Below are 22,768 nucleotides of genomic sequence, written 5' to 3'. Positions count from 1 at the left end.
ATAGGTGTAGTCGTTATGAAACGTGTAGGTCTGATCGGTTGGCGTGGCATGGTCGGTTCCGTGCTTATGCAGCGCATGCTGGAAGAGCGGGACTTCGACCTGATCGAGCCGGTGTTCTTCACCACCTCCAATGTCGGCGGCCAGGGGCCGGCGATTGGCAAGGACATTGCCCCGCTGAAGGACGCCTACAGCATCGACGACCTGAAAGGCCTGGACGTGATCCTGACCTGCCAGGGCGGCGACTACACCAACGAAGTCTTCCCCAAGCTGCGCGAAGCCGGCTGGCAGGGTTACTGGATCGACGCGGCTTCCAGCCTGCGGATGGACGACAGCGCGGTGATCGTGCTCGATCCGGTCAACCGCAAGGTGATCGACCAGGCGCTGGACGCCGGCAGCAAGAACTATATCGGCGGCAACTGCACCGTCAGCCTGATGCTGATGGCCCTGGGTGGCCTGTATGAGGCCGGCCTGGTCGAGTGGATGAGCGCCATGACCTACCAGGCTGCTTCCGGTGCCGGCGCGCAGAACATGCGCGAGCTGATCAAGCAGATGGGCGCGATCAACGGCGCCGTCGCCGATGAGCTGGCCGATCCGGCCAGCGCCATCCTCGACATCGACCGCAAGGTGGCCGAGGCCATGCGCGGCGAAGCCTTCCCGGTGGACAACTTCGGCGTGCCGCTGGCCGGCAGCCTGATCCCCTACATCGACAAGGAGTTGCCCAACGGTCAGAGCCGCGAAGAGTGGAAGGCCCAGGCCGAGACCAACAAGATCCTCGGCCGCTTCAAGAACCCGATCCCGGTCGACGGCATCTGCGTGCGCATCGGCGCCATGCGCTGCCACAGCCAGGCGCTGACCATCAAGCTGAACAAGGATGTGCCGATGGGCGATATCGAAGGCCTGATCAGCCAGCACAATCCCTGGGTCAAGCTGGTGCCGAACAGCCGCGAAGCCAGCATTCGCGACCTCGGCCCGACCGCGGTCACCGGCACCCTGAGCGTGCCGGTCGGTCGTCTGCGCAAGCTCAACATGGGCTCGCAGTACCTGGGCGCCTTCACCGTCGGCGACCAACTGCTGTGGGGCGCGGCCGAGCCGCTGCGGCGCATGCTGCGCATCCTGCTGGAGCGCTAAAGCCGCGCTGGCTGCAAGCTGCAAGTAACAGCCAGAAAAGCCCCGCTGCCTCGGCAGCGGGGCTTTTTGCTTCTGGCGCATCTTGGGGCACACGTCTGCGCGCCGGCGGATCCGGCCGATTGCCTGGGCGAGAGGGCGCGGTTACAGTGCGGCTCCTCCCCGCGTCGCAGGTCCACCCCATGAGCCAGTCCTTCAATATCGCCCTGGTCGGCGCCACCGGTAGCATCGGCGAGGCGCTGGTCGAACTGCTCGAAGAACGCGATTTTCCGGTCAAGGAACTGCATCTGCTGGCCAGCAGCGAGTCGGCCGGGCAGAGCCTGTCCTTTCGTGGGCGCCAGGTGCGGGTCAGGTCGCTCGATGCCTTCGATTTCGCCCAGGTGCAGCTGGCCTTCTTCGCCGCCGGCGCCGATGTCTCGCGGGCCCAGCACGAGCGGGTGCTGGCCGCGGGCTGCTCGCTGATCGACCTGAGCGCCGCCTTGCCGCTGAGTCAGGCGCCTTGCGTGCTACCCGAAGCCGGCCTGGACGGCTTGCCAGCGCGGCATGCCCCCTGGCTGCTCAGTTCGCCGACGCCTTGCGCGGTGGCGACCGCGCTGGTGCTGACGGCGTTGCGCCCGCTGCTGCAGCCGCGCCAGGTGCAGCTGACCGCCATGCTGGCGGCGTCCACCCTCGGTCGCAGCGGAGTGCAGGAGTTGGCGCGGCAGACCGCCGAGTTGCTCAATGGCCGCCCGCTGGAGCCCAAGGGCCTGGACCGGCAGGTCGCGTTCAACCTGCTGGCACAGGTCGGGGCGCTGGACGAGCAGGGCCATGCCGAACTGGAGAATCGCCTGGCGAGCGAGCTGCAGCAGTTGCTCGGCGTGCCGGATCTGCCGGTATCGGCGACCTGCGCCCTGGCGCCGGTATTCTTTGGCGACAGCCTGGCGCTCGGCGTGCAGGTCGATGGCGAGGTGGATGTGGCTGCCGTGTCGCGCTTGCTGGAAGCCGCGCCGGGGATCGAGCTGGTGGAGGCGGGCGACTATCCGACGGCGGTGGGCGATGCGGTTGGCCAGGATCAGGTCTATGTCGGGCGCGTGCGCAGCGGCGTCAGTGATCCGCGCCAACTCAATTTGTGGATTGCGTCTGATAATGTAAGAAAAGGCGCTGCCCTGAATGCTGTGCAAATAGCCGAGTTGTTGATAAAACACTATCTGTAAAAGATACTTACCTAGAAATTTGAAGAATCTTTCTAGCTTGGCAATACTGGCTGAGTTGATTGCTGAATGGGGAGCCGCTCCTTGGGGCGGATGCAGGCAGCAGTTATCAAGACCCTCTCGCATGCCGAGAAAAAAGATAAAACAAGGGATAACGCTATGGTTCGGGTTCGCAAACTAGTGCTGGCAATTGCAGCGGCTTCGGCCCTGTCTTCCGGTATGGCGCATGCGCTGGGGTTGGGTGAAGTTACCCTGCAGTCCTCGCTGAATCAGCCGCTGGTAGCGGAAATCGAATTGCTGGAGGTGCGCGATCTGGCCTCCAACGAGGTGATTCCCAACCTGGCGTCCCCCGAAGAGTTCGTCAAGGCCGGCGTCGATCGCCAATACTTTCTCACCGACCTGAAATTCACCCCGGTACTCAAGCCCAATGGCAAGAGTGTGATTCGCGTCACTTCGAGCAAAGCGGTACGCGAACCTTATCTGAACTTCCTGGTGGAAGTGCTCTGGCCGAATGGTCGGTTGCTGCGCGAATACACCCTGCTGCTCGATCCGCCGCTGTACTCCCCGCAAACCGCGGTGGCCGCCGCGCCGCAACTGCCGATCGCCGCGCCGGCACCAGCGCCGCGTCCCGCCGTTGCGCCGGCGCCCGTCAGTGCCGCGCCGGCACCGGCCCCGCGTCCGGCTGCACCGGCACCGGCCTCGCGGGCCATCTCCGGTAACGAATACAAGACCACCGCCAACGACACCCTGTGGGAAATCGCCCAGCGCGTGGGCGGCGGCTCGGTCAACCAGACCATGCTGGCCATCCAGGATCTCAACCCGGATGCCTTTATCGGCGGCAACATCAACCGCATGAAGAGCGGCCAGGTACTGCGCCTGCCCGATGAGCAGCAGATCCGCAGCCGCAGCAATGCCGAGGCCGTGGCCCAGGTCGCCGAACAGAACGCCGCCTGGCGCGAAGGGCGCGCCGTCGCCTCGCGTCAGCTGGATGCCACCCGCCGCACTACTGCCGGCGCAGCGCCAGCGACCGCACAAAGCGGCGACAGCCTGAAACTGGTGGCGGCCGAGGCCGGCAAGGCCACCAGCGGCAGCGACAGCGGTTCGGTCGACAGCAAGGCGCTGACCGACAAGCTGGCCGTGACCCAGGAGAGCCTCGACTCGAGTCGTCGCGAGAACGCCGAACTGCAAAGCCGCGTCGGCGATCTGCAGAGCCAGCTGGACAAGCTGCAGCGTCTGATCGAACTCAAGGACAGCCAGTTGGCCAAGCTGCAGGCCGATATAGCGGCGGGTGCTGCCGCACCGGCAGCGCCGGTCGCAGCGGAGGAGGCGGCCAAGCCGGCTGCCGAACCGGCGCCGCCGGCCACGGAGGCGGCGACCCCGCCTGTGTCGCCGCCCGAAGGGGCGGCCCCCGACTACAACTACAGCGAGGAGCCGGCTGCGCCTGTCGAAGACAGCGCCGCCGCGGCACCAGAACAGCCGGCCAGTGAGCCGGCTGCTGTCGTTGCACCGGCTGCTCCGGCCAAGGCGGTCGAACCGGCTGAGCCGGCCAAGCCTGCCGCTCCTGCACCGGCCCCTGCACCGGCTCCGGCGCCGGCCCCGCAAAGCTTTATCGACGACCTGCTGGCCAACCCCATGACCCTGGGCCTGGCCGGTGGTGGCGCATTGCTGCTGCTGCTGGTCGGTCTGATGGCGCTGTCGCGGCGCAATGCCATGAAGGAAGCCGAGCTGCACGAAGAGCTGGCCGACGAAATGGCACAGGACGGCAGTTTCGCCGTCGACCTCGACATGCCGGAGGACAGCTTCGCCGGTCTCGGCGATGAGGCCAAGCCGGCTGCGCCGGCCGCAGCCGGCGAAGAGCGGGTGACCGCGCAAACCGGCGATGCCCTGGGCGAAGCCGATATCTATATCGCCTACGGCCGTTTCAACCAGGCCGCCGAGTTGCTGCAGAACGCCATCAACGACGAGCCGCAGCGTAGCGACCTGCGTCTGAAGCTGATGGAAGTCTATGCCGAGCTGGGCGACCGCGAAGGCTTCGCCCGTCAGGACAACGAACTGCGCGAGATCGGCGGCGTCAATGCCGAGGCCGAGCAGCTGAAAGCCAAGTACCCGGCCATAGCCGCCTTCGTCGGCGCCGGCAGCGTTGCCGCGGCGAACGCCGCTGACGACCTGGGCGACTTCAGCCTCGACGACCTGAGCCTGGACGAGCCGAGCAGCGAAGCGCCGGTTGTCGCCGGCGGCGATCTGGACGATGCCTTCGATCTGAGCCTGGACGAACTGGAGGCGGACTTGGATCGCGACATGCAGGCCGCGCAGGGGGACGCTGGCAGTCTGTCGCTGGATGACGACCTGGACTTCGGTCTGGTCGACGAGCCGGCGACGGCAGCGGCCAGTGACGATCTGGATTTCGATCTGGCCTTGGGCGACGACAAGGTCGAGCTGTCGCAGCCTGGCGACGACCTCGGCGAGTTCAGCCTGGATCTGGACGAGTCCGCCCCGGCGACTGCCGACGAGGCCGACGATTTCCTCCTCAGCCTCGACGAAGACAGCGTGCCGGCAGCTGCCGAGCCCGCCGACGAGCTGGCCGATCTGAGCCTGGATCTGCCGGAAGAAAGCGCCGACGCCGATCTTGAACTGCCGGCGGATTTCGATCTGTCCCTCGGCGAGGAGCTGCAGGCGCAGCCCGAGGTCGAGGCGGACAGCTTCGCCGCGCAACTGGATGAGGTGACCGCCGAGCTGGATCAGTTGGCCGGTAGCCTGGAACAGCCGGAAGAGGAGCTGCTGCAGCCGGTCGACAGCCTGGCCGGCGAGCTGGATGGCGACGACGACTTCGATTTCCTCTCCGGCACCGATGAAACCGCGACCAAGCTGGATCTGGCGCGCGCCTATATCGACATGGGCGACACCGAAGGCGCTCGCGACATCCTCGACGAAGTGGTCGCCGAGGGCAGCGAGACCCAGCAACAGGAAGCCCGTGAGATGATTGCCAAGCTGGTTTGATGGATTACATGTCTGACGCAGTACCTGCCGCGGCCGCCGAAATGGCGGCCGCTGGCTTTTCCAGAATCGCCCTAGGTCTCGAGTACAAGGGCACGCGCTATCGCGGTTTCCAGCGCCAGAGCGGCAAGGTGGCATCGATCCAGGGCAACCTGGAACAGGCGCTGTCCAAGGTTGCCGGCGGCGAACCGGTGAGCATCCTCTGCGCCGGACGCACCGATGCCTCGGTGCACGCCAGCGGCCAGGTGGTGCATTTCGACACGGCCGTCGAGCGCCCGCTGCACGCCTGGATCATGGGCGCCAATATGAACCTGCCCAAGGACATCAGCGTGACCTGGGCGCAGGTGATGCCGGCGCATTTTCATGCGCGCTTTTCGGCCATGGCGCGGCGCTACCGCTACGTGATCTACAACGACCCGATTCGCCCGGCGCATATGGCCGAGGAAGTCACCTGGAACCATCGGCCGCTGGATGTTCGGCGCATGCAGGAGGCCGCCCGGGTGCTGGTCGGCACTCACGATTTCAGCGCTTTCCGCGCCACCCAGTGTCAGGCCAAGTCGCCGATCAAGACGGTGCATCACCTGCAGGTGATCGAGCACGGCCGCTTCATCGTTCTCGATATCCGCGCCAACGCCTTCCTTCATCACATGGTGCGCAACATCGCCGGTGTGCTGATGGCCATCGGCGCAGGCGAGCGGCCGGTGGAGTGGGCGCGCGAGGTACTGGAACGCGGCGAGCGTCGCACCGGCGGGGTGACCGCGCATCCCTACGGCCTGTATCTGGTGCAGGTGGAGTATCCGGACGAGTTCCAGTTGCCGCAGCGTTACCTCGGCCCGCATTTCCTGTCCGCCCTGGCGGACGTGCGGCAGGTCTAGGCCTTTGCTACCATCCAGCGCTTTGCAGCAGGGGAGTACGCCCGTGTCAGTCGTGCGCAGCAAGATCTGCGGCATCACCCGCATCGAGGACGCCCTGGCGGCGGTGGCGGCAGGGGCCGATGCCATCGGCCTGGTGTTCTATGCAAAAAGCCCGCGGGCGGTCAGCGTCGAGCAGGCGGCTGCGATCCTGCAGGCGTTGCCGCCGTTCGTCACCAGCGTCGGTCTGTTCGTCGATATGCCGCGCGCCGAGTTGCAGGCGTTGTTGCAGCGCCTGCCGCTGGATCTGCTGCAGTTTCACGGCGACGAGTCGCCGGCCGACTGCGAGGGACATGGTCGTCCCTACATCAAGGCCCTGCGCGTGCGCCCCGGCGAAGATGTGGCGGCGGCGATGGCGCCCTATGCCGGTGCGCGCGGCATCCTGCTGGACACCTTCGTCGAGGGCGTGCCCGGCGGCACCGGTGCCACCTTCGACTGGTCGCTGATACCGCGCCAGGCCGCCAAGCCGATCATCCTCGCCGGTGGCCTGGAGGCGGGCAACGTCGCGGCGGCGATCCGTCAGGTGCGGCCCTATGCGGTGGATGTCAGCGGCGGCGTCGAGGCGAGCAAAGGCATAAAGGATGCAGGCAAGATTCGCGCGTTCGTGCAGGCAGTGCGCGACGCCGGATGTGACGACGCCTGAGGCGCGGCCGTCCATTAGCCTGTCACGCCGCCAATGGCGGTGGAAACGAATTGCTGGCGGTGGGCGCCCACAGGTGAGCCGCCCCACCCGAACCAACGGTTATGGAGAAATGACAGCATGAGCAACTGGTTGGTAGACAAACTCATCCCCTCGATCATGCGTTCCGAGGTGAAAAAGAGCTCGGTGCCCGAGGGGCTGTGGCACAAATGTCCGTCCTGCGAAGCCGTGCTCTATCGTCCCGAGCTGGAAAAGACCCTCGACGTCTGCCCCAAGTGCAACCACCACATGCGCATCGGCGCGCGCGCCCGTCTCGACCTGTTCCTCGATGCCGATGGTCGCGAGGAAATCGGCGCCGAGCTGGAGCCGGTGGACCGCCTGAAGTTCCGCGACAGCAAGAAGTACAAGGATCGCCTGGCCGCCGCGCAGAAGCAGACCGGCGAGAAGGATGCGCTGATCGCCATGCGCGGAACCCTCGAAGGCATGCCGATCGCCGTGTGCGCCTTCGAATTTTCCTTCATGGGCGGCTCCATGGGCGCCATCGTCGGCGAGCGTTTCGTCCAGGCTGCCAACGTTGCGTTGGAGCAGCGTTGCCCGCTGGTGTGCTTCTCCGCCTCCGGCGGTGCGCGCATGCAGGAGGCGCTGATCTCGCTGATGCAGATGGCCAAGACCTCGGCCGCCCTGGCGCGCCTGCGCGAAGAGGGCCTGCCGTTCATCTCCGTGCTGACCGACCCGGTCTACGGCGGCGTCTCCGCCAGCCTGGCCATGCTCGGCGACGTGATCGTGGCCGAGCCCAAGGCGCTGATCGGCTTCGCCGGCCCGCGGGTGATCGAGCAGACCGTGCGCGAGAAGCTGCCGGAAGGCTTCCAGCGCAGCGAATTCCTGTTGGAGCACGGCGCCATCGACATGATCATCCCGCGTGCCGAGCTGCGTCCGCGACTGGCGCGCCTGCTCGCGCAGCTGATGAATCGCCCCTCTCCGGTTGCCCTGCCGGCCACTGCATGACCGAGCGTAGCCTGGGCGACTGGCTCGCCTACCTCGAGCAGCTGCATCCCTCGGCCATCGACATGGGCCTGGAGCGCTCGCGCGAGGTGGCGCAGCGCCTCGGCCTGGGCAAGCCGGCGCCGCTGGTGATCACCGTGACCGGCACCAACGGCAAGGGCTCCACCTGCGCCTTCGTCGCCAGCCTGCTGCGTGCGCAGGGACGCCGGGTCGGCGTCTACAGTTCGCCGCATCTGTTGCGTTACAACGAGCGGGTGGTCATCGATGGCCGTGAGGCCAGCGACACCGAGCTGTGCCAGGCCTTCGCCGCGGTCGAGGCGGCGCGCGGCGACACCTCCCTGACCTATTTCGAAATGGGTACCCTGGCGGCCTTCTGGCTGTTCGAGCGCGCGGCGCTGGATGCCGTGGTGCTGGAGGTCGGCCTGGGCGGCCGGCTGGATGCGGTGAATCTGGTGGATGCCGACCTGGCGCTGGTCACCAGCATCGGTCTGGATCATGCCGACTGGCTGGGCGACACACGCGAGTCGGTAGCCTACGAGAAGGCCGGCATCCTGCGCGCCGGCAAGCCCGCGCTGTGCGGCGATCTCGACCCACCGCAGCCGCTGCTCGATCAGGTGGCGCGGCTGGATGCGCCGTTCTTTTTGCGCGGCCGCGATTACGACCTGAGTATCGGCGCGCAGGCCTGGTCCTGGTACGGCCTCGACGCGCGTGGGCAGGTGCTGCGCCTGGAACAGCTGCCGCTGCTCGATCTGCCGATGGAAAATGCCGCCCTGGCGCTGCAGGCTTATGCCTTGCTGGAGCTGCCCTGGGATGCCGCGCAGATCGCCCAGGCGCTGGCGGCGACGCGGGTTACCGGGCGTCTGGACCGACGCACGCTGGATTGGCGAGGCAAGTCACTCACACTGTTGCTCGATGTTGGGCATAATCCCCATGCCGCCGAATACTTGGCGCAGCGTCTGCAAGCCCGGCCGCCGACTGGGCGCCGTTGGGCGGTGTTCGGTCTGTTGGCCGACAAGGACCTGCCCGGGGTGGTGGCGCCGCTGCTCGATCAGGTTGCCGGCTGGGCCGTGGCGCCGCTGGCTACGCCGCGTTCGCGCCCGGCCGCCGAGCTGGCCGCGCAGTTGCAGGCCCGAGGGGCGGCGGTGACGCTGCACGCGGACGTGCGCGCCGCGCTGGAGGCCCAGTGCGAGCAGGCGGCGCCCGGCGACGAGATTCTGCTGTTCGGATCGTTTTTCTGCGTGGCCGAGGCCCTGGACTGGCTGGCCCGCCCAGCTTGAAAGGGGAGTAGGGGGATGGCATTGCTGGACAAGGGGCTCAAGCAGCGCATGGTCGGCGCGCTGGTGCTGGTGGCGCTGGCGGTGATTTTCCTGCCGATGCTGCTGTCGCGCGAGGACGAGATGCGCCGGGTGGTGGTGGACGCCCCGGCGATGCCGCAGGCGCCGGTGATGCCTGAAATCGTCGTGCAGCCGGCCGAGGTGGTCGAACCCGAAGCCTTGCCGCAGGAGCCGATTCCGCCCGAGGAGGTGCCGCCGCAGCCGCTCGAGACGCCGCCGCAGCCCGAGGTGCAGCCGGCAGTGCCGGCACCCGCGCCGCGCCAGCCCGAAGCGGCCAAGGCCGAGACGCTCGCCAGCGCGCCGGCCAAGCCCGCCAGTCGGCTGGACGCCAACAGCCTGCCGATCAGCTGGTCGGTGCAGCTGGCCAGCCTGTCCAGCCGCAGCGGCGCGGAAAACCTGCAGAAGACTCTGCGCAGCCAGGGCTACAACGCCTATATCCGCACCTTCGACGGCATGAACCGGGTGTTCGTCGGCCCGCTGATCGAGCGCGCCGAGGCCGAGCGTCTGCGCGACCAGCTCAATCGGCAGCACAAGCTCAGCGGTTTCGTCGTGCGTTTCCAGCCCGAGGCGGGTTGAGAACAGGACTTTGCATCGCCCGGTTACCCGATGCGCCGGGCTCTGCTAAAATGCTTCGCCTTTTCCGCTGGTAGGCCGCACCGTGGTATTCACCTGGGTCGATTGGGCGATCATCGCCGTCATCGCCGTCTCGAGTTTGATCAGCCTCAAGCGTGGCTTCGTCAAGGAAGCCCTGTCGCTGCTGACCTGGATCATCGCGGGTATCGTCGCCTGGATGTTCGGCGGCGCGCTGGCCCAGCACCTCGTCGAATTCATCGAAACTCCGTCCGCACGGGTGATCGCCGCCTGTGCCATTCTGTTCGTCGCCACTTTGCTGGTAGGCGCCCTGGTCAATTTCCTCATCGGCGAGCTGATTCGCGTGACCGGCTTGTCCGGCACCGACCGTTTTCTCGGCATGGTGTTCGGCGCCGCCCGTGGCGGTCTGTTGGTGGTGCTGCTGGTCGGGCTGATCAGCCTGGCGCCGGTGGAGCAGGACACGTGGTGGCAGCAGTCGCAACTGGTGCCGCATTTTCTGATGGTCGCCGACTGGTCGAAGAACCTCATTCTGGGGTGGTCCGGTCAGTGGTTTTCCGGTGGGATCGGCTCACCCAGCTGATCCGCCATAAAAGAGCGCCTGCCCTGGCCCAAACCGCCGTGGCAGTCGCTGAAGTTAGCCTGAACTATCTAGCAGGGGTCGTGGCACATGTGTGGCATCGTCGGTATCGTCGGCAAGTCGAACGTCAATCAGGCGCTGTATGACGCGCTCACCGTCCTTCAGCATCGCGGCCAGGACGCTGCCGGCATCGTCACCAGCCATGATGGCCGGCTGTTCCTGCGTAAGGACAACGGCCTGGTGCGCGACGTGTTCCAGCAGCGCCACATGCAGCGCCTGGTCGGCCACATGGGCATCGGCCACGTGCGCTACCCCACCGCCGGCAGCTCCAGCTCGGCCGAGGCGCAGCCGTTCTACGTCAACTCGCCCTACGGCATCACCCTGGCGCACAACGGCAACCTGACCAACGTCGAGCAGTTGGCCAAGGAAATCTACGAGTCCGACCTGCGTCACGTGAACACCAACTCCGACTCGGAAGTGCTGCTCAACGTGTTCGCCCATGAGCTGGCCCAGCGCGGCAAGCTGCAGCCGACCGAGGAAGACGTGTTCGCTGCGGTCAGCCACGTGCACGAGCGCTGCCTGGGCGGCTACGCGGTGGTGGCGATGATCACCGGCTACGGCATCGTCGGTTTCCGCGATCCCAACGGCATTCGCCCGATCGTCTTCGGCCAGCGCCACACCGACGAAGGCGTCGAATACATGATCGCCTCCGAGAGCGTGTCGCTGGACGTGCTCGGCTTCACCCTGATCCGCGACCTGGCGCCGGGCGAAGCGGTGTACATCACCGAGGAAGGCAAGCTGTTCACCCGTCAGTGCGCGCAGAACCCGAAATACGCGCCGTGCATCTTCGAGCACGTCTACCTGGCGCGCCCGGATTCGATCATGGATGGCATATCGGTGTACAAGGCGCGCCTGCGGATGGGCGAGAAACTGGCCGACAAGATCCTCCGCGAGCGTCCGCAGCACGACATCGACGTGGTCATCCCGATTCCCGACACAAGCCGCACCGCCGCTCTGGAACTGGCCAACCGACTGGGCGTGAAGTTCCGCGAAGGCTTCGTCAAGAACCGCTACATCGGCCGTACCTTCATCATGCCCGGCCAGGCGGCGCGCAAGAAATCCGTGCGGCAGAAGCTCAACGCCATCGAACTGGAGTTCCGCGGCAAGAACGTGATGCTGGTGGACGACTCCATCGTCCGCGGCACCACCTGCAAGCAGATCATCCAGATGGCCCGCGAAGCCGGGGCGAAGAACGTCTACTTCTGCTCGGCGGCGCCGGCGGTGCGTTATCCGAACGTGTACGGCATCGATATGCCCAGCGCCCACGAGCTGATCGCCCACGGCCGCAGCACCGAGGAGGTCTGCGAGCTGATCGGCGCCGACTGGCTGGTCTACCAGGACCTGCCGGACCTGATCGAGGCGGTCAGCGGCAGCAAGAAGATCAAGATCGACAACTTCGACTGCGCGGTGTTCGACGGCAAGTACGTCACCGGCGATGTCGACGAGGCCTACCTGGACAAGATCGAGCAGGCGCGCAACGACGCCAGCAAGGTCAAGTCGCAGGCGGTCAGCGCCATCATCGATCTGTACAACAATTGACCCGGGCGGGCAGGGCCGGTCCCTGTCCGTTTCGTTGGGGGGCGCACGGCGCACCCCGACCCGTAGCCCGGATGCAATCCGGTGGATATCACAGAGGATTTCCCGGATTGCATCCGGGCTAGATTGCGTGAGGTAGCGATATGACACTGGAATGGGAAGCCGGCAGGCTCGATAGCGATCTCGACGGCGTGGGCTTCGACACCCTGGCGGTGCGCGCCGGCCAGCGCCGCTCGCCCGAGGGCGAGCACGGCGAGGCGCTGTTCCTCACCTCCAGCTACGTGTTCCGCACCGCCGCCGACGCCGCCGCGCGCTTTGGCGGCGAAGTGCCGGGCAACGTCTATTCGCGCTACACCAACCCCACGGTGCGCACCTTCGAGGAGCGCATCGCCGCCCTGGAAGGCGCCGAACAGGCGGTGGCCACCGCCTCGGGCATGTCGGCGATCCTCGCCATCGTCATGAGCCTGTGCAGCGGCGGCGACCATGTGCTGGTCTCGCGCAGCGTGTTCGGCTCGACCATCAGTCTGTTCGAGAAGTACCTCAAGCGCTTCGGCGTCGAGGTCGACTACGTGCCGCTGGCCGACCTGGATGCCTGGCAGGCGGCGTTCAAGGCCAACACCAAGCTGCTGTTCGTCGAGTCGCCCTCCAACCCGCTGGCCGAGCTGGTGGATATCGCCGCCCTGGCCGAGATCGCCCACGCCCGTGGCGCGCTGCTGGCGGTGGACAACTGCTTCTGCACCCCGGCGCTGCAGCAGCCGCTGGCGCTGGGCGCCGATATCGTCATGCACTCGGCGACCAAGTACATCGACGGCCAGGGCCGTGGCCTCGGTGGCGTGGTGGCCGGCCGCGCCGAGCAGATGAAGGAAGTGGTGGGCTTTCTGCGTACCGCCGGCCCGACCTTGAGTCCGTTCAATGCCTGGTTGTTCCTCAAGGGCCTGGAAACCCTGCGCATCCGCATGCAGACGCAGAGCGACAGCGCCCTGCAGCTGGCGCAGTGGCTGGAGCAGCAACCGCAGGTCGAGCGGGTCTACTACGCCGGTCTGCCCAGCCATCCGCAGCACGAGCTGGCGAAAAAGCAGCAGAGCGCCTTCGGTGCGGTGCTCAGCTTCGAGGTGGCGGGCGGTCGCGACGCCGCCTGGAAGGTGATCGACGCCACTCGGGTGATCTCCATCACCACCAACCTGGGCGACACCAAGACCACCATTGCCCACCCGGCGACCACTTCGCACGGCCGCCTGACCCCGCAGGAGCGGGCCAATGCCGGCATTCGCGACAGCCTGATCCGCGTCGCCGTGGGCCTGGAAGACCTGGCCGACCTCAAGGCCGATCTGGCGCGCGGCCTGGCCGCGCTCTGAGCATGCTGGAGTGGGGCAGCGGCGCCGCGCCGAGTAATGGCCGGGTCGCCCTGGTCAGCGGCGCGGCCCGCGGCATCGGCCTGGGCATCGCAGCCTGGCTGATCACCGAGGGCTGGCAGGTGGTGCTGGCCGACGTCGACCGCGAGCGTGGCGCGAAGGTGGCACGCGCCCTGGGCGACAACGCCTGGTTCGTCGCCATGGACGTGGCCAAGGAGGATCAGGTCAGCGTCGGCGTGGCCGAGGTGCTCGGCCAGTTCGGCCGCCTCGACGCGCTGGTGTGCAACGCCGCCATCGCCGACCCGCACAACCCGCCGCTGGAGGCGCTCGACCTCAGGCGCTGGAATCGCCTGCTGGCGGTCAACCTGACCGGCGCCATGCTCCTGGCCAAGCATTGCGCGCCTTACCTGCGCGGGCATCGCGGCGCCATCGTCAATATCGCCTCGACCCGCGCCAGCCAGTCCGAGGCCAACTGCGAGGCCTATGCGGCGAGCAAGGGTGGGTTGGTCGCGCTGACTCATGCGCTGGCCGTCAGCCTCGGCCCGGAGGTGCGGGTCAACTGCGTCAGCCCCGGCTGGATCGATGCCCGCGACCCCTCGCAGCAACGCCTGGAGCCGCTGTCGGTGTTCGATCACGCGCAGCACCCGGTCGGCCGGGTCGGTACTGTGGAGGATGTCGCCGCCCAGGTCGCCTGGCTGCTGTCCGATGCCGCCGGCTTCGTCACCGGCCAGGAGTTCGTGGTCGACGGTGGCATGAGCCGCAAGATGATCTACCAGGACTGAACACCCTGTAGGAGCGAGCTCTGCTCGCGAACATGCTGGTCTTAGACGCTTCGCGAGCGGAGCTCGCATCCTGCCGATTCGACAGAAACGAAAAAGGCTCCCGAGGGAGCCTTTTTCATGCGCGGCCGAATTACATATTGGGGTAGTTCGGGCCGCCGGTGCCTTCCGGGGCAACCCAGTTGATGTTCTGCGCCGGGTCCTTGATGTCGCAGGTCTTGCAGTGCACACAGTTCTGCGCGTTGATCTGGAACTTCTTCTCGCCGTCTTCCTGCGTCACCACCTCGTACACGCCGGCCGGGCAGTAGCGCTGCGCCGGTTCGTCGTACAGCGGCAGGTTCTTCGCCAGCGGAATGCTCGGGTCGCTGAGCTTCAGGTGGCAGGGCTGCTCTTCTTCATGGTTGGTATTGGAGAGGAACACCGAGGAGAGCTTGTCGAAGCTCAGTTTGCCGTCCGGTTTCGGGTAGGCGATCTTCGCGCACGCGGCGGCCGGCTTCAGGCAGGCGTAGTCCGGCTTGTTGTCGTGCAGGGTGAAGGGCGCCTTGCCGCCGAAGATGTTCTGGTCCAGCCAGTTGATACCGCCGCCGATGATGGCGCCGTACTTGTGGATGGCCGCGCCGAAGTTGCGGCTGCGGAACAATTCGTCGTACAGCCAGCTGGCCTTGAAGCCCTCGACGTAGCCGTTCAGCTCGTCACCGCCTTCGCCGCCTCCGAGCAGGGCCTGGGCCACGGCGTCCGCCGCGAGCATGCCGGACTTCATCGCGGTGTGGCTGCCCTTGATCTTGGCGAAGTTCAGGGTGCCGAGGTCGCAGCCGATCAGCGCGCCGCCGGGGAAGACCATCTTCGGCAGCGAATTCAGGCCGCCCTTGCAGATGGCGCGGGCGCCGTAGGCCACGCGCTTGCCGCCTTCCAGGTACTGGGCGATCACCGGGTGGTGCTTGTAGCGCTGGAACTCGTCGAACGGCGACAGGTGCGGGTTGGCGTAGGACAGATCGATGATCAGGCCGACCACCACCTGGTTGTTCTCCAGGTGATAGAGGAAGGAGCCGCCGGTGTTCTCGGTGCCCATGATGTCCATCGGCCAGCCGGCGGTGTGCACCACCAGGCCCTGCTCGTGCTTGGCCGGGTCGATGTCCCAGATTTCTTTGATGCCGATGCCGTAGTGCTGGGCGTCGGCTTCGCTATCGAGCTTGTACTTGTTGATCAGCTGCTTGCCGATATGGCCGCGGCAGCCTTCGGCGAACAGGGTGTACTTGCCGCGCAGTTCCATGCCCGGGGTGTAGTAGCCTTCCTTGGGGTTGCCTTCGCGGTCGACGCCCAGATCGCCGGTGACGATGCCGCGCACCACGCCGTTGTCGTCGATCAGCGCTTCCTGAGCGGCGAAGCCGGGATAGACTTCCACGCCGAGGTTTTCCGCCTGCTGGGCCAGCCAGCGGCACAGATTGCCCAGGGAAATGATGTAGTTGCCTTCGTTGTGCATGGTTTTCGGCACAAAGAAGTCGGGAATTCGGGTAGCCTTGTCGGCGTCGCGCAGCAGGTAGATGTCGTCGCGCTTGACCGGGGTATTGAGCGGGGCGCCTAGTTCCTTCCAGTCGGGGAACAGTTCGTTCAGGGCGCGCGGCTCGAAGACCGCACCGGAGAGGATATGCGCGCCGACTTCGGAGCCTTTCTCGACCACGCAGACGCTGATCTCCTGGCCCGCTTCGGCGGCTTTCTGCTTCAGTCGGCAGGCGGCGGACAGTCCGGACGGGCCGGCGCCGACGATGACGACGTCGAACTCCATAAATTCGCGTTCCACAGGCAATCTCCTACTCAAGGCTCTTCGATGTTTTATGTTGGAGGGCGCGGCTCGGTCCCTAAGCGATGCGGGCGCATTATATCTACACCCTCCCAACGGGCCAATACAAACGTTTGTTTGAATTTTCTGTAGGCCTGTTAGAATCCTACTACATCGCGGATGACCGGCCGGTTCGCTGTATTGACCGAGCCAGGCCGCGGGGTCAAGATACGGGCGGTTTTGCGCTCGCCGTCTGGGCTGAAAGGTCGGTTCCGGCCGATTTTGCATCACCGGCCAGGTTCGCCTTGGCGACATTCTTATTCACCGGAGAGTAACGAGGAATCCATGAAGGTTCTTGTAGCTGTCAAACGAGTGGTTGACTACAACGTCAAGGTTCGCGTCAAGGCGGACAACAGCGGCGTCGACCTCGCCAACGTCAAGATGTCGATGAACCCCTTCTGCGAGATCGCTGTGGAGGAAGCCGTACGTCTGAAGGAGAAGGGCGTGGCGAGCGAGATCGTCGTCGTCTCCATCGGCCCGGCCACCGCTCAGGAGCAGCTGCGTACGGCGCTGGCCCTCGGTGCCGACCGCGCCATCCTGGTCGAGTCCAACGACGAGCTGAACTCCCTGGCCGTGGCCAAACTGCTCAAGGCCGTGGTCGACAAGGAGCAGCCGCAGCTGGTGATCATGGGCAAGCAGGCCATCGACAGCGACAACAACCAGACCGGCCAGATGCTCGGCGCCCTGACTGGCTTCGGCCAAGGCACCTTCGCCTCCAAGGTCGAGGTGGCTGGCGACAAGGTCAACGTCACCCGTGAAATCGACGGCGGCCTGCAGACCGTCGCGCTGAACCTGCCGGCGATCGTCACCACCGACCTGCGCCTGAACGAGCCGCGCTATGCGTCGCTGCCGAACATCATGAAGGCCAAGAAGAAGCCGCTGGAAACCGTTACCCCGGACGCCCTGGGCGTTTCCACCGCCTCCACCGTCAAGACCCTGAAAGTCGAAGCGCCGGCTGCTCGCAGCGCTGGCATCAAGGTCAAGTCCGTGGCTGAACTGGTCGAGAAACTGAAGAACGAGGCGAAGGTAATCTAAATGACTATCCTGGTTATCGCTGAACACACCAATGCCGCCCTGGCTGCCGCGACCCTGAACACCGTTGCCGCTGCCGCGAAGATCGGTGGCGACATCCACGTACTGGTTGCCGGTAGCGCCTGTGGCGCTGCTGCCGAAGCTGCTGCCAAGATCGCTGGCGTAGCCAAGGTGCTGGTGGCCGACAACGCCGCCTATGCCAACCAGCTGCCGGAAAACGTCGCACCGCTGGTAGCCGAGTTGGGCAAGGGCTACAGCCACATCCTGGCTGCCGCCACCAGCAACGGCAAGAACATCCTGCCGCGCGTCGCCGCTGCCCTGGACGTCGACCAGATCTCCGAGATCATCGCCGTCGAGAGCGCCGACACCTTCAAGCGTCCGATCTATGCCGGTAACGCCATCGCCACCGTGCAGTCCTCGGCTGCCATCAAGGTGATCACCGTGCGTAGCACCGGTTTCGACGCCGTCGCTGCCGAAGGCGGCAGTGCTGCCGTTGAGGCCGTTTCCGGTCCGGCCGATGCCGGCAAGTCTGCCTTCGTCGGCGAAGAACTGGCCAAGTCCGATCGTCCGGAACTGACCGCTGCCAAGATCGTCGTGTCCGGCGGCCGTGGCATGGGCAATGGCGACAACTTCAAGCACCTGTACGCCCTGGCCGACAAGCTGGGCGCCGCCGTCGGTGCCTCGCGCGCCGCGGTCGACGCCGGCTTCGTGCCGAACGACATGCAGGTCGGCCAGACCGGCAAGATCGTCGCGCCGCAGCTGTACATCGCCGTCGGTATCTCCGGCGCGATCCAGCACCTGGCCGGCATGAAGGACTCCAAGGTGATCGTCGCGATCAACAAGGACGAAGAGGCGCCGATCTTCCAGGTGGCCGACTACGGCCTGGTCGCCGACCTGTTCGAAGCCGTACCGGAGCTGGAAAAGCTGGTCTAAGCCGCTTTCTCCGCTGCGAAAAGAACCCGCTCCTTGGAGCGGGTTTTTTATTGGCGATCGGTCAAATGCAAGGGGCTCTGCAGGGGCGAGTGACTCACGGCGGCGTCAGCCCCTCCAGAAAACGCCGGTAGAGCAGGGCGCTTTCCTGCGGTCGCTCCAGCATCGGCGCATGGCCGACGTCCGGCATCACCACCACGCTGGGCTGGCGCAACAACGGCCGCATCACCTCGATGCTGGACACATGCAGCACGCGGTCCTGCTCGCCCCACAGCAGCAAGGTCGGGGCCTGGATTTTCGGCAGTTCCGGCTCCAGCGGGATATAGCGCTCGACCAGTTGCTGGAATACCCGCTCGTAATGCTCGCGGTTGGCCATCGACCGTTCGGCCAGGTGGCGCCGGAGCGAGTCGGGCAGGTAGGGCGGCTCGACGAAGACGAACTGCAGCAGGCGCTGGAAGTCTTGCGGCTGCCTTACCACCAGCGGGTTGGGTGCGCCGCGTTCGAGCAGTTCGAAGAGTTCGCTCTTGCTCGGCGCCTCGACCCCGGCGTTGTCGAACAGCGCCAGCGAGCGCACCCGCTGCGGGTAGCGCGCGGCAAAGAGGGCGGCGATATGCCCACCCATGGAGTTGCCCAGCAGATGGGCGCGATCGATATCCAGCGCGTCGAGGATGCTCGCCAGGCGTTCGGCCTGGGTGCCGACGTCGTAGCTGCCGACGGGGCGGTCGCTGTCGCCGAAGCCGGGCAGGTCGAGGGCGATCACCCGATAGCGATTCGTCAGCTGGCGGGAAAAGCGCAGCCAGTTATCCTTGTCCGCGGCGAAGCCGTGGATCAGCACCAGGGTTTCGCCCTTTGCCGGCCCTCCCTGGTAGTAATGGATGTTAAGATCGCCGGCACGCAGCTGTTTGTGGCTCAGCCCGGCGCGCTGCTGCTCGATCAGGCGCAGGCTGGCCAGCTGGGTCGCCGGAAAGAAGTAGAGCGTCGCGGCGGTAGCGGCGAGCAGCAGTATCAGGCCGAACAGCAGTTTTTTCATGGCGCGTCCTTATCGCGAATTATTATGGCGGCGCCATTAAGCTAGCATGAACATGGATGGTTTCCCGGGCTTGCCCACCTTCCTTGTCGATCACCGCATGAACCGAGAGTAGCCAATGCCCAAGCGTTGTCTGTTTAAGTCCCTGCTGCTGTGGTGCGCCCTGGCGCTGATGCCGGCAGCCGCCCTGGCGGTGGGCAAGTGCGAGCGACTGGTGGCGACCGGCAATCCCGAGTATCCGCCCTACCTGTGGCGCGATCCGCAGAATCCGCAGCAGCTGATCGGCGCCAACGCCGACCTGCTCAAGCACCTGGCCAAGGAGCTCGGTCTGGTGGTGGACGTGATCCACACCGGCCCCTGGTCGCGGGCGCAGGACGAGGTGCGCAGCGGGCGGGTCGACCTGATCGCCGGCGCCTTCCTCACCCTGCCACGTCTGGAGCGCATGGACTACGTGCATCCGGCGTTCTTCTTCACCCCCAGCGTGGTCTGGGTGCGCAAGGGCGAAGGTTTCCCCTACGGCAGCTGGGTCGACCTGCAGGGGCGCACCGGCGACACCCTGGTGGGCAACAGCTTCGGCCAGCAGTTCGATACCTACGCCAAGCAGCACCTGACCCTGGAGGGTGTGTCCAGCCTGACCCAGGCGTTCCAGAAGCTGCTGCTCGGGCGCACCGACTACGTGCTCTACGAGCGCTACCCGGGCCTGGCGTTGGCCGAAACCCTGGGCATGGACGACGACCTGGAGGTGCTGGAACCGCCGATCTCCAGCGAAGGTCTGTTCCTCACCCTGTCGCATAACTCGGCGTGCAACGAGCCCTGGCTGCGCGGACAGCTGGCGCGGAAAATGACAGAATTGGTCGCCGCCGGCCTGCCCGAGCAGTTGTTGCAACGCAACCTGGAGCTGTGGAAGGCCCAGCAGATGCAGCCCGACCCGGTCGGCGACGTCAATCAGTAGGAAACTCTCGTGATCAATCGACCCCATTGCGCGCTGCTGCTGGCGCTGGGCCTGACGGCCTGCGCCAACGATCCGGCGCCCACCGAACAACTGCGTCTGACCGAACAGGCGCTGGCCCAAGCCAAGGCCCTGGGCGTGGCCCGCGAGCAATCGGCGCCGTTGAGCCAGGCCGAAGACAAGCTGGCCCAGGCACAGGCCGCGCTGCAGGACGGTCGCCACAAGCAGGCCCGGCTGCTGGCCGAGCAGGCCGAACTGGACGCCCGCCTGGCCGAGGCCGAGCACCTCAATGGCAAGGGGCGCGAGCAACTGGCCGAGCTGAACCAGCGCATCGGTCGTCTACGCCAGCAACTGGGGGCCATGTGATGAGCCGCTCGATGCCTATCGCCGCCCTGCTGCTGGCGGCCACCTTGCTGGGCAGTTGCGCGGCCCAGCAGCCGGCCAGCGACCAGGCCCTGGAAGCGGCGCGCACCAGCTTCCAGACGGTCAAGGAAGATCCCAACGTCCTGCGTGCGGCGCCCAAGGACGTGATTCGCGCGGGCGAATCGCTGGCGCGGGCCGAGCGGCTGTCCAGCTACTGGGGCAGCGGCGCGGACGTGCGTCACTATGCCTACCTCAGCCAGCGTTATGCCGAGATCGCCCGTCAGCACAGCGAGATCGCCCTCAACCAGGAGCGCGTGGCCAAACTCGAGCTGGAGCGTGAGCGCCTGCAGCTCACCCTGCGCGAGGCCAAGCTGCTCAGCGTGCAGCAGCACAACGGCTGGCTGGAGGAACAGATGGTCAGCCTCGCCGCCAGCGAAACCGAGCGCGGTCTGGTGATGACCCTGGGCGACATGCTGTTCGACGCCGGGCGCGCCGAACTGCAGCCGGCGGCCAACCGCACCGTGCTCAAGCTGGTGCAGTTCCTGCAGATCAACCCGCAGCGGCGGGTGCGTATCGAGGGCTATACCGACAACACCGGCAGCGCCGAGGAGAACCTCGAACTGTCGCGCGCGCGGGCGCAGAGCGTGGCCGATCTGCTGGTGGACCTGGGCATCGACGCCAAGCGCCTGCAGGTGGTCGGCTACGGCGTCGACTTCCCGGTGGCGGAGAATGCCTCGGCGCGCGGGCGGGCGCAGAACCGTCGGGTGGAGATCGTCTTCTCCGACGAGCGCGGCCAGCTCGGCGCCGAACGCTAGATCCACCCGGCTGCACACGAACCCCGGCCTGGCCGGGGTTTTTCGTTCCTGCGCCTGTCTGGCCGCAATCGCCTGGGCATAAGGCATACAGCTGCCGTACGAATACTGTATGGCCGACACTGTTCTGAACTGTGCCAGTACACTTTCGGGTAAATCGGCTACTGTTGTGGTTCAGCGACCCGAAGGAGACGGCCATGACCAATCTGTTGCTCTATCAGCGCATCGCCCAGCAACTGGCCGAGGACATTCGTCGTGGCGTCTACCAGCCGGGCGAGCGGGTGCCTTCGGTGCGCAAGATGAGCGCGCAGCTCAACGTCAGTCACGCCACCGTGCTGCAGGCCTACGCCAATCTGGAGGATCAGGGGCTGATCCGCGCGCGGCCGCAGTCCGGCTTCTACGTGCATCAGACCCCGGCGCTGACCGCGCCCACCCCGGATATCGCGCGGGTCGAACGCCCCGGCCTGGTCACCCGCAGCAGCATCATCAACCAGGTGCTCACCGAGTCGCGCCGCGAAGGGGTGTTCCCCCTGGGCGCCGCGGTGCCCCACGTCGACTACCTGCCGGTGCGCGCGTTGCACCAGCAACTGGCCAAGGTCACCCGCTTCCACAGCCCGCGCGCCTTCAGCTACATGTTCAGCCCGGGTTTCGAGCCGCTGCGCCGGCAGGTGGCGATCCGCATGCGCGATGCCGGGGTGGTGGTCGACCCGTCCGAGGTGGTGATCACCCACGGCTGCGTCGACGCCCTGCAGATGAGCCTGCGCGTGCTGACCCAGCCGGGCGACCTGATCGCCGCCGAGTCGCCGACCTACTACGGCCTGCTGCAGCTGGCCGACCTGCTCGGCCTCAAGGTGATCGAGATTCCCAGTGACCCGACCACCGGCATCAGCCTGGAGGCCTTGCAGCTGGCGGCCAACCAGTGGCCGATCAAGGCGCTGGTGCTCACCGCGCGGCTGTCCAACCCGCTCGGCGGCACCGTTCCCGAGGAACGCCAGCGTCAGTTGCTGCGCCTGGCCGGCGACTACGACATCCAGATCATCGAGGACGATATCTACGGCGAGCTGATGTTCGAGCAAGGGCCGACCAAGGCGCTCAAGTCGCACGATCGCGACAGCCGGGTGATCTACTGCTCGAGCTTCTCCAAGACCCTGTCGCCCGGCGTGCGCATCGGCTGGATAGTCGCCGGCAAGTACCAGGACGAGATCCAGCGCCTGCAGACCTTCACCACCCACTCGGCGTGCAGCGTGACGCAGATGGCGGTGGCCGCCTACCTGGAGAACGGCGGCTACGACCGCCACCTGCGTTTCATCCGCCAGGAGTACCGCAAGAACCTCAGCGCCTTCCAGCTGGCGGTGCAGCAGTATTTCCCCGACGGTACGCAGATGACCCGGCCCAAGGGCGGCTTCATCCTCTGGGTCAGCCTGCCGGTTCGGGTCAATACCAAGGACCTGCACGTGCGCGCGCTGCAGCAGGGCATTTCCATCGCCCCCGGGCTGATCTTCAGCAACACCGAGCAGTTCAACCATTGCGTGCGGCTGAACTGCGGCATCCCGTGGAACCGCGAGGCCGAGCGCGCGCTGATGACCCTGGGCATGCTGGCCAGCCAGCTGTGCCAGGAGGTGAGCGGCGGCTTGTCGCTGGAGCGGGCGGGTGGCATAGCGGTTTAACCCGAATCGGGCAGGGGCTGCGTCTACCTGAGCGAAGGTTCCATGCCATTGCTCAGGAGC

General features: G+C 66.2%; 20 protein-coding genes. 18 read left to right on the top strand and 2 right to left on the bottom strand.

Going from position 1 to position 22,768, the window contains the following annotated elements; genetic code table 11:
• Positions 1–15: 15 nt before the first annotated feature.
• From asd to ACIGFL_RS08195, 12 genes are all read left to right on the top strand, one after another.
• Entirely contained in the window at positions 16–1,128 is a 1,113-nt protein-coding gene (asd, locus tag ACIGFL_RS08250) for an aspartate-semialdehyde dehydrogenase (RefSeq protein WP_021445394.1), read from the top strand.
• Between the two features lie 179 nt (positions 1,129–1,307).
• The gene (locus ACIGFL_RS08245) at positions 1,308–2,318 is read left to right on the top strand and encodes an aspartate-semialdehyde dehydrogenase (RefSeq protein ID WP_397496831.1); all 1,011 of its coding nucleotides are present in this window, start codon (positions 1,308–1,310) and stop codon (positions 2,316–2,318) included.
• 156 nt (positions 2,319–2,474) lie between these two features.
• A complete protein-coding gene (locus tag ACIGFL_RS08240; protein WP_397496830.1) occupies positions 2,475–5,312 on the top strand; it encodes a FimV/HubP family polar landmark protein in 2,838 nt (945 codons plus the stop codon).
• Between the two features lie 8 nt (positions 5,313–5,320).
• Positions 5,321–6,184, top strand: a complete 864-nt coding sequence (gene truA, locus ACIGFL_RS08235; protein WP_397496829.1) for a tRNA pseudouridine(38-40) synthase TruA — start codon at positions 5,321–5,323, stop codon at positions 6,182–6,184.
• A 43-nt stretch (positions 6,185–6,227) separates the two neighbouring features.
• Positions 6,228–6,863: a phosphoribosylanthranilate isomerase gene (locus ACIGFL_RS08230; RefSeq protein ID WP_397496828.1), complete on the top strand. Its 636-nt coding sequence runs from the start codon at positions 6,228–6,230 to the stop codon at positions 6,861–6,863.
• A 117-nt stretch (positions 6,864–6,980) separates the two neighbouring features.
• Positions 6,981–7,865 carry an acetyl-CoA carboxylase, carboxyltransferase subunit beta gene (gene accD / locus ACIGFL_RS08225; RefSeq protein WP_021443882.1) on the top strand — a complete coding sequence of 295 codons (885 nt, stop codon included), beginning with the start codon at positions 6,981–6,983 and terminating at the stop codon, positions 7,863–7,865.
• Positions 7,862–9,139, top strand: coding sequence for a bifunctional tetrahydrofolate synthase/dihydrofolate synthase (gene folC, locus ACIGFL_RS08220; RefSeq protein ID WP_397496827.1), 1,278 nt, complete (start codon positions 7,862–7,864; stop codon positions 9,137–9,139). Before accD ends, folC begins: the two co-directional genes overlap by 4 nt.
• Before the next feature lie 15 nt (positions 9,140–9,154).
• Complete coding sequence (locus tag ACIGFL_RS08215) at positions 9,155–9,772, top strand: SPOR domain-containing protein (RefSeq protein WP_397496826.1); 618 nt, start codon at positions 9,155–9,157, stop codon at positions 9,770–9,772.
• An 82-nt stretch (positions 9,773–9,854) separates the two neighbouring features.
• Complete coding sequence (locus ACIGFL_RS08210; protein ID WP_021444698.1) at positions 9,855–10,367, top strand: CvpA family protein; 513 nt, start codon at positions 9,855–9,857, stop codon at positions 10,365–10,367.
• Between the two features lie 87 nt (positions 10,368–10,454).
• Positions 10,455–11,963: an amidophosphoribosyltransferase gene (gene purF, locus ACIGFL_RS08205; protein ID WP_021444697.1), complete on the top strand. Its 1,509-nt coding sequence runs from the start codon at positions 10,455–10,457 to the stop codon at positions 11,961–11,963.
• 140 nt (positions 11,964–12,103) lie between these two features.
• Positions 12,104–13,315 (top strand): O-succinylhomoserine sulfhydrylase, encoded by a 1,212-nt coding sequence (locus ACIGFL_RS08200; protein ID WP_397496825.1) that lies wholly within the window; start codon positions 12,104–12,106, stop codon positions 13,313–13,315.
• Positions 13,316–13,317: 2 nt separating this feature from the next.
• Entirely contained in the window at positions 13,318–14,094 is a 777-nt protein-coding gene (locus ACIGFL_RS08195) for an SDR family oxidoreductase (RefSeq protein ID WP_397496824.1), read from the top strand.
• A 130-nt stretch (positions 14,095–14,224) separates the two neighbouring features.
• Here ACIGFL_RS08195 and ACIGFL_RS08190 read toward each other — a convergent pair whose 3' ends face one another.
• The gene (locus ACIGFL_RS08190; RefSeq protein ID WP_397496823.1) at positions 14,225–15,889 is read right to left on the bottom strand and encodes an electron transfer flavoprotein-ubiquinone oxidoreductase; all 1,665 of its coding nucleotides are present in this window, start codon (positions 15,887–15,889) and stop codon (positions 14,225–14,227) included.
• Between the two features lie 324 nt (positions 15,890–16,213).
• On the opposite strand from ACIGFL_RS08190, the gene ACIGFL_RS08185 reads away from it, so the two are divergent.
• Both ACIGFL_RS08185 and ACIGFL_RS08180 read left to right on the top strand, forming a co-directional pair.
• Positions 16,214–16,963, top strand: a complete 750-nt coding sequence (locus ACIGFL_RS08185; protein ID WP_012018936.1) for an electron transfer flavoprotein subunit beta/FixA family protein — start codon at positions 16,214–16,216, stop codon at positions 16,961–16,963.
• The gene (locus tag ACIGFL_RS08180) at positions 16,964–17,893 is read left to right on the top strand and encodes an electron transfer flavoprotein subunit alpha/FixB family protein (RefSeq protein WP_021444692.1); all 930 of its coding nucleotides are present in this window, start codon (positions 16,964–16,966) and stop codon (positions 17,891–17,893) included. It abuts the gene before it with no gap.
• A 94-nt stretch (positions 17,894–17,987) separates the two neighbouring features.
• On the opposite strand, the gene ACIGFL_RS08175 is transcribed toward ACIGFL_RS08180, so the two are convergent.
• A complete protein-coding gene (locus tag ACIGFL_RS08175; protein ID WP_397496822.1) occupies positions 17,988–18,920 on the bottom strand; it encodes an alpha/beta fold hydrolase in 933 nt (310 codons plus the stop codon).
• Between the two features lie 115 nt (positions 18,921–19,035).
• Here ACIGFL_RS08175 and ACIGFL_RS08170 point away from each other — a divergent pair, with 115 nt between their 5' ends.
• The 4 genes from ACIGFL_RS08170 (at position 19,036) to ACIGFL_RS08155 (ending at position 22,708) form a co-directional block, all read left to right on the top strand.
• Positions 19,036–19,869 carry a substrate-binding periplasmic protein gene (locus ACIGFL_RS08170; protein ID WP_397496821.1) on the top strand — a complete coding sequence of 278 codons (834 nt, stop codon included), beginning with the start codon at positions 19,036–19,038 and terminating at the stop codon, positions 19,867–19,869.
• Between the two features lie 9 nt (positions 19,870–19,878).
• Positions 19,879–20,232 (top strand): DUF4398 domain-containing protein, encoded by a 354-nt coding sequence (locus tag ACIGFL_RS08165; protein ID WP_397496820.1) that lies wholly within the window; start codon positions 19,879–19,881, stop codon positions 20,230–20,232.
• On the top strand, positions 20,232–21,044 hold the full coding sequence (locus ACIGFL_RS08160) for an OmpA family protein (RefSeq protein ID WP_397496819.1): 813 nt from the start codon (positions 20,232–20,234) through the stop codon (positions 21,042–21,044). Before ACIGFL_RS08165 ends, ACIGFL_RS08160 begins: the two co-directional genes overlap by 1 nt.
• 194 nt (positions 21,045–21,238) lie before the next feature.
• On the top strand, positions 21,239–22,708 hold the full coding sequence (locus tag ACIGFL_RS08155; RefSeq protein ID WP_122107136.1) for a PLP-dependent aminotransferase family protein: 1,470 nt from the start codon (positions 21,239–21,241) through the stop codon (positions 22,706–22,708).
• Positions 22,709–22,768: the final 60 nt, after the last annotated feature.

The sequence above is a fragment of the Pseudomonas sp. NPDC077649 genome (genome assembly GCF_044542855.1).
In the GTDB taxonomy this organism is placed as follows: Bacteria; Pseudomonadota; Gammaproteobacteria; order Pseudomonadales; family Pseudomonadaceae; genus Aquipseudomonas.
Note: the sequence above shows the minus strand (reverse complement) of the source record. Positions and strands in the feature narration are given on the sequence as shown.

Excerpts from the sequence above, each read along its gene's own strand:
- ACIGFL_RS08185 (WP_012018936.1), top strand. The coding sequence starts at position 16,214 with ATGAAGGTTCTTGTAGCTGTCAAACGAGTGGTTGACTACAACGTCAAG.
- purF (WP_021444697.1), top strand. The coding sequence starts at position 10,455 with ATGTGTGGCATCGTCGGTATCGTCGGCAAGTCGAACGTCAATCAGGCG.
- ACIGFL_RS08200 (WP_397496825.1), top strand. The coding sequence starts at position 12,104 with ATGACACTGGAATGGGAAGCCGGCAGGCTCGATAGCGATCTCGACGGC.
- ACIGFL_RS08180 (WP_021444692.1), top strand. The coding sequence starts at position 16,964 with ATGACTATCCTGGTTATCGCTGAACACACCAATGCCGCCCTGGCTGCC.
- ACIGFL_RS08175 (WP_397496822.1), bottom strand. The coding sequence starts at position 18,920 with ATGAAAAAACTGCTGTTCGGCCTGATACTGCTGCTCGCCGCTACCGCC.
- asd (WP_021445394.1), top strand. The coding sequence starts at position 16 with ATGAAACGTGTAGGTCTGATCGGTTGGCGTGGCATGGTCGGTTCCGTG.
- truA (WP_397496829.1), top strand. The coding sequence starts at position 5,321 with ATGTCTGACGCAGTACCTGCCGCGGCCGCCGAAATGGCGGCCGCTGGC.
- ACIGFL_RS08160 (WP_397496819.1), top strand. The coding sequence starts at position 20,232 with ATGAGCCGCTCGATGCCTATCGCCGCCCTGCTGCTGGCGGCCACCTTG.
- ACIGFL_RS08245 (WP_397496831.1), top strand. The coding sequence starts at position 1,308 with ATGAGCCAGTCCTTCAATATCGCCCTGGTCGGCGCCACCGGTAGCATC.
- ACIGFL_RS08170 (WP_397496821.1), top strand. The coding sequence starts at position 19,036 with ATGCCCAAGCGTTGTCTGTTTAAGTCCCTGCTGCTGTGGTGCGCCCTG.
- ACIGFL_RS08155 (WP_122107136.1), top strand. The coding sequence starts at position 21,239 with ATGACCAATCTGTTGCTCTATCAGCGCATCGCCCAGCAACTGGCCGAG.
- accD (WP_021443882.1), top strand. The coding sequence starts at position 6,981 with ATGAGCAACTGGTTGGTAGACAAACTCATCCCCTCGATCATGCGTTCC.
- ACIGFL_RS08195 (WP_397496824.1), top strand. The coding sequence starts at position 13,318 with ATGCTGGAGTGGGGCAGCGGCGCCGCGCCGAGTAATGGCCGGGTCGCC.
- ACIGFL_RS08215 (WP_397496826.1), top strand. The coding sequence starts at position 9,155 with ATGGCATTGCTGGACAAGGGGCTCAAGCAGCGCATGGTCGGCGCGCTG.
- folC (WP_397496827.1), top strand. The coding sequence starts at position 7,862 with ATGACCGAGCGTAGCCTGGGCGACTGGCTCGCCTACCTCGAGCAGCTG.
- ACIGFL_RS08240 (WP_397496830.1), top strand. The coding sequence starts at position 2,475 with ATGGTTCGGGTTCGCAAACTAGTGCTGGCAATTGCAGCGGCTTCGGCC.